Source organism: Bradyrhizobium sp. (genome assembly GCF_030697065.1).
Lineage (GTDB): Bacteria > Pseudomonadota > Alphaproteobacteria > Rhizobiales > Xanthobacteraceae > Bradyrhizobium.
Map to the genome: position 1 here is coordinate 1 of NZ_JAUYQU010000239.1, position 5,508 is coordinate 5,508.

Consider the following 5,508-nt stretch of genomic DNA (forward strand, 5'->3'; position numbering starts at 1 on the left):
ATCGGGAGCCGAATCGGCCAACAATGGACCCGGCCAGGGGCTACGACGCCTGATTCGGCCGTTTTTGAGGGTCCCGCAAACCCCTCCCGCGCTTGCGCAGGCGGGGGGCTTGTGGCAAGGATCGGCCCGCTCTGCAGGGCTCTTTGGGCCGATTCTCGCATCCGGAGCATGCTGCCGTAGCTCAGTGGTAGAGCACTCCATTGGTAATGGAGAGGTCGACAGTTCAATCCTGTCTGGCAGCACCAGTCTTTCTCGCAGAATAAGGGCTTGGCGCTCCCAGCCGCTCCCCCGGCCCCTGTTCCCGTGCGTTCCGCGCGAGCAATCCCGAGCGAGCTTTTCGGTATCCCCCTTCGTTCTCTGCGCCCGTAGGAGTTGCTTAACGCGCGACGGTGCACACTGGCACGGCGCTCGCCCTGGAATCTGCGCCGGCATGGCCTCTCGCCTGCAACCCTGTCCGGGCTGCCAGCCGCTCCTGATGTCGTCGCTAACGCTAGTGGAAAAAACCATGTCTGACCTCACCGTGGCCTCGGACCGCGCGGCACACAGGGGACAACGCGGCGCTGATCTGAAAATCCTGATCCCGCTGCTTTTTTTGGCAGCGTCGGTCACGCTGGCGTGGCCCGCGATCAACGGCGGCGTGTTCGATGCCCTGTCCACGGATGATGCCATGCGGCTGGTCGGTGTCGCCGACTTGATCGGCGGGCAAGGCTGGTTCGATGTGTTCCAGCATCGAATGGATCCGCCGGCCGGCACATCCATGCACTGGTCGCGCCTCATCGACGCGCCGCTGGCCGGGTTGATCCTGTTGCTGAAGCCGCTGTTGGGAATGCGCGATGCGCAGGCCGTGACGCTGTATCTCTGGCCGACGCTGCTGTTTGCAGCCGCGCTGGCGCTGATTGCTGCGATCGCCCGGCAACTGAGCAACGGCACGGCCCCGGTGATCGCGGCCGTGGTCCTGGCCGTGCTATCCGTACCGGCCCTCGTCCATTTCAGGGCTGGCGCGATCGATCACCACAACGCGCAGATCGTCTTGCTGCTCGCCCTGGTCCTGATGACGACACAGATCGAGCAAAGCGCCGTCAAGGCTGCGCTGGGCGGCCTGATGGCGTCGCTGTCGCTGGCGATCGGCCTCGAAACGCTGCCTGCCATAGCAGCAACCGGCGTTGCGGTATCCGGCCTCTTTGTCTGGCGTGGCGCGCCCGTCGCACGGCAGGTCGGCGCCTTCGGCGCTGGGCTGGCGGCATCCTCGCTCCTGCTCGCGCCGGCCTTGCTTCCACTGTCGTCGCTTGCCGCGCCGGTATGTGACGCCTTCGGTGGACCGGTACTGCTGTTGACCGCCGGCGGCGGCATCGGCCTGATGCTTATGGTCGGAATCGATCGCTACGCATCAACGCGGCGCATGCGCGCGGCGAGCGGAGCGGCGCTGGGAGTCGTTCTGGTCGGCGCGTTCCTCGCCTTGTTTTCGGGATGCATCGCATCGCCCTTCGGACATCTCGATCCGATCGTCCGGTCGCTATGGGTCAACAACATCGCCGAAGCGATCTCATTCGGCAGGATGCTGCAGCTTTTCCCCGAGAGAGTTGCTTCCTATTACGTGTTTCCCATCATGACGCTGGGTCTCGCCGCGATGGCGCTGATCCGGTCCCGCCCGGCTGAAAGGTTCCGCTGGATTGTCGTATCAGCGACACTGGCCGCGCTGGTCGGCTTCGGCTTTATGCAGATGCGGGGCCTCGCCGCGGCCTCGATGGTGGCGGCTCCGGTTTTTGCCGCGAGTTTCGGAATCCTGTGGCCGCGTTTTGCGGCCGGACCGAGGCTGCTTCTCGTGGCGATCGTCGCGTCTCCTTTCGGTCTGGCGGTCGCAGGACTATCGGCGAAGCCGATGCTGGATGCCATCTTCGAGCCGGAGGCCATTGGCGATCTGTCGCCGTGCCGGAGCTTGTCGGACGTCGCATCCCTGAAACAACTTCCAAAGGGACGCGTGATGGCGCCGCTCGATCTCGGACCGGCGATTCTTGCCGAGACAGGTCACGAGGTTTTTGCCGGGCCCTACCATCGCAACAATGATGGCAACACGGCATTGATCAAGCTGATGCTGGCGCCCATGGCGACGGCGCAGCGGATATTGCGGGATCGCGGCGTCGACTATGTGGTAACCTGCTCGGCAGCCCCCGACCGGAACATCATCAAGCTCGCTCCGGAGGGACTGGAGGCGCGGCTTGGCCGCGGCCAAACGCCGGAATTCCTCGAGCCGATCGACCTCGGCCCCGCCGCCAGGATTTCGGCATGGCGAGTGCTAAAATAAAGCCAATTCTTCCCAATGATCTTCTGCGGAGAATATCCCGGTGCCTGGCGCGGCCCCATGGAGCGGTCGTTGAGCGGGGTCCGTGCGGGAAGCGGTTCGGAACCTGACGAACCACAATCATGCCACGATGCCGCTGGATCACCGCGCAGATGCATTTCTCGCCAACTGATTCTCCCTATGACCGGCCATGAACTGAAGCAGCTTCGCGCGGATCTCGGTGATGCCATCGGCAGGCCGATGTCGGCGGCCGATATGGCCCGGCTGTGCGGGCTTGCGCCTGAAACCGGCGCCAACATGATTCGCCGATGGGAAGTCAGCGGTCCCAGCAAACAGGTCGCCGAACAGCTCCGCGTGCTGGCGATGGCCAGCGATCGTCATCCGATCCTCGACAACTTCGACATCTTCGACCGGCACGATGTCCCCGAGACCGAGCGGCCCGCGCGCCGGCAAGCCTTCCGCGAGCTGATGCGGGACGAGGTCCGTCGCCGTCTCGGCTGAATTGACGGCGATTGCGCTGCCGCGCTTGCGCGCCTGCATACCGAAGCGCGATCACGTCGAAGTGACCTGCTTCCCCGAAACGTTCTGCAGCGAGCGCTTGGCGAACGCATCGAGATGATCTTGCGCTGCATACGCAATCTTCGGTCGGGCGAGATGCGCTTGTCGGAATTATCGATCGATGGAAGCCGCCCGGCGCATCGATTCAAGCGGCGATTAAGGCCTCATTTAGAGTTCATTAAGGCCTAATTAAGCACGTAAAAATCGATGTTTCTTGAATCGAGCGGAACATCCCCGGTGTGACCGATGGGTGACAGCATTCCACACGGAAGCAGTCTAACTGCGCTGCATGGACGACGCCGCTAACGCAGCTCATCTGAAAATAAAAATGACTCCTGGAGACTACACCTAATGAAGAACTTCCTCCTCGGTACTGTGGCCCTCATCGCTCTCGGCGCGACTGTGCCAGCACTTGCAGCCGATATGGCAGCTCGCCCCTACACCAAGGCAGCGCCCGCGGCGTACATGCCGATCTACAACTGGACCGGCTTCTACATCGGCGGTCACGTCGGCGGCGCCTTCGGCGGCAACAACGGTTTCCTCGGCACCACCAACAACGACAGCGACGGCCGTTTCCTCGGCGGTCTGCAGGGCGGCGCCGACTACCAGTTCGCCCCGAACTGGGTGCTCGGTATCGAAGGCCAGTACTCCTGGCTCGGCAGCAACAACGGCGGCGCGGCCTTCACCGGCGCGGGCGCGGGTTACACCTACGCCCACAACCAGCGCGGCCTCGGCTCGGTCACCGGCCGTCTCGGCTACACCTGGGGTCCGGCTCTGCTCTACGTCAAGGGCGGCTATGCCTACTCCGACTACAGCCAGTCGTTGACGCTCGGCGGCGTGCCGCAGGCGTTCACGACCAACAGCAGCCATCATGACGGCTACACCGTTGGCGCCGGCCTCGAATACATGTTCGCACAGAACTGGTCGGGCAAGATCGAGTACCAGTACTACGACTTCGGCAAGACCAACTTCGTGACGCCCGCCGTGCTGACCCAGTACGGCAGCACCCGCCACGACGAGCACACAGTCAAGGCCGGCATCAACTACCGCTTCAACCTCGGCGGCGCCCCGGTTGCTGCTCGCTATTGATCGCCATCTTACGCGACACTGACGAAAGGCCGGCTTCACAGCCGGCCTTTTTTCGTTAGGATTTCATTAAGCACGCACAGCATTTGGCTTCCGGCAGGCACCGCTTCGGCGGTCCGGTCACGGCATTTTATTCAAATGCCGTCTAACTCCGCGGCATGGACGGCACCGACAGCGCACGTCCGCCGAAATCCGTCGGAGACTGCATCATGAAGCTCACTACCGGTATTGTCGCCCTCACAGCCCTTACCATTCTCGGCGCCGGCGTACCCGCCGTCGCCGCCGATCTCGGGGCTCGTCCTTACGGGCAGGCGCCGGCCTATGCGGCGCCGATCTACCAATGGACCGGCTTCTATCTCGGCGGTCACGCCGGCGGCGCCTTCAGCGGCAGCAACAATTTCAGCGGTCTCGTGTTGAGCAATTATGACGCAAGATTCCTCGGCGGTGTGCAGGTCGGCGCCGACTATCAGTTCGCCGGCAACTTCGTGGTCGGCGTCGAAGGCCAGTATTCATGGCTCAGCAGCAACAAGATCGGTGCGATCTTCCCCGCCGGCTTCGTCTACAGCAACAACCAGCGCGGGCTCGGCTCGATCACCGGCCGTCTCGGCTACGCCTGGGGCGCGGCGCTGTTCTACGCCAAGGGCGGTTATGCCTATTCCAGCCATAACGAAACCCTGACCTTCGGCGGCGCTCCGGTCGCCTTCACGCTCAACCGAGATCACGGCAACGGTTACACCGTCGGCGCCGGCATCGAATATCTGTTCGCGCCGAACTGGTCGGCCAAGGCCGAGTATCAGTATTACGACTTCGGCAAGAGCCGCTTCGTCGCTCCGGCCGCGCTGGTCCCGTTCGGCACCTTCAACAACGACGAGCACACTTTGAAGGCCGGCGTGAACTATCGCTTCAATCTGGGCGGTTCGACTGCTGCGAGGTATTGATCGGCCACCGATCATCTCGCGGATATGCCGGATCGCGGAATATGCGACGCGACTCTCTTCGTCGGCTCGCGCAAAAATTTCGCGCCGGTTCAAATCCTCGTGATTTTGTTAACCCGGTAACGCGATACTCCTCGTCAGAAAATTCATCCTGAACGTGTGGGCGGGGACGGCATGGCGTTGAAATTCTCGATCGGCAAGATCGGCGGGCTGCTGGGGTTGCTGCGTCCACGCTGGGGCGTGAGAGGCAGCCTGTTCGCCGCCTTCGCGGTGATTGCGGGCATGGCCATCGTCATCAGCGTCGGCGCCGGCATGGTGCTCGGGCATCTCGGCGGAGCGATGGTCGAACTGAGCGGACGCGACATACCGCGCCTCGCCGCCAGCCTGCAACTCTCCGAACAGAGCGCGAGCCTCGCCAGCCAGGGACCGGCGCTGCTGGCCTCGCAGAGCGACGAGATCCTGAAAGAACGCGCCAAGAAGATGAAGGAAACCCAGGCGGTCACGCTGGCCAAGCTCGGCGAGATCACCACGCTCGGCGCCGACAAGACGGTGGTGTCGAACCTCGCCGAGACCGTGAAGAACATCGACGACATGATCCAGAGCCTCGGTAACGCCGCGCGCGAGCGCCTC

General features: G+C 63.3%; 3 protein-coding genes, 1 tRNA gene and 1 pseudogene. All 5 read left to right on the plus strand.

Features of this window, described 5'->3' with window-relative positions:
• Positions 1-170: 170 nt before the first annotated feature.
• Positions 171-245, plus strand: a tRNA-Thr gene (locus Q8R73_RS18955).
• 2,294 nt (positions 246-2,539) lie between these two features.
• Positions 2,540-2,800, plus strand: a complete 261-nt coding sequence (locus tag Q8R73_RS18960) for a hypothetical protein (RefSeq protein WP_305721083.1) — start codon at positions 2,540-2,542, stop codon at positions 2,798-2,800.
• A 408-nt stretch (positions 2,801-3,208) separates the two neighbouring features.
• On the plus strand, positions 3,209-3,946 hold the full coding sequence (locus tag Q8R73_RS18965) for an outer membrane protein (RefSeq protein WP_305721084.1): 738 nt from the start codon (positions 3,209-3,211) through the stop codon (positions 3,944-3,946).
• A 206-nt stretch (positions 3,947-4,152) separates the two neighbouring features.
• Complete coding sequence (locus Q8R73_RS18970) at positions 4,153-4,881, plus strand: outer membrane protein (protein WP_305721085.1); 729 nt, start codon at positions 4,153-4,155, stop codon at positions 4,879-4,881.
• Between the two features lie 171 nt (positions 4,882-5,052).
• Positions 5,053-5,508, plus strand: a pseudogene (locus Q8R73_RS18975) (methyl-accepting chemotaxis protein); the annotation flags it as partial.

What these genes read in the sequence shown, in the direction of transcription:
- Q8R73_RS18960 (WP_305721083.1), top strand. Translation starts at nt 2,540, where the DNA reads ATGTCGGCGGCCGATATGGCCCGGCTGTGCGGGCTTGCGCCTGAAACC.
- Q8R73_RS18965 (WP_305721084.1), top strand. Translation starts at nt 3,209, where the DNA reads ATGAAGAACTTCCTCCTCGGTACTGTGGCCCTCATCGCTCTCGGCGCG.
- Q8R73_RS18970 (WP_305721085.1), top strand. Translation starts at nt 4,153, where the DNA reads ATGAAGCTCACTACCGGTATTGTCGCCCTCACAGCCCTTACCATTCTC.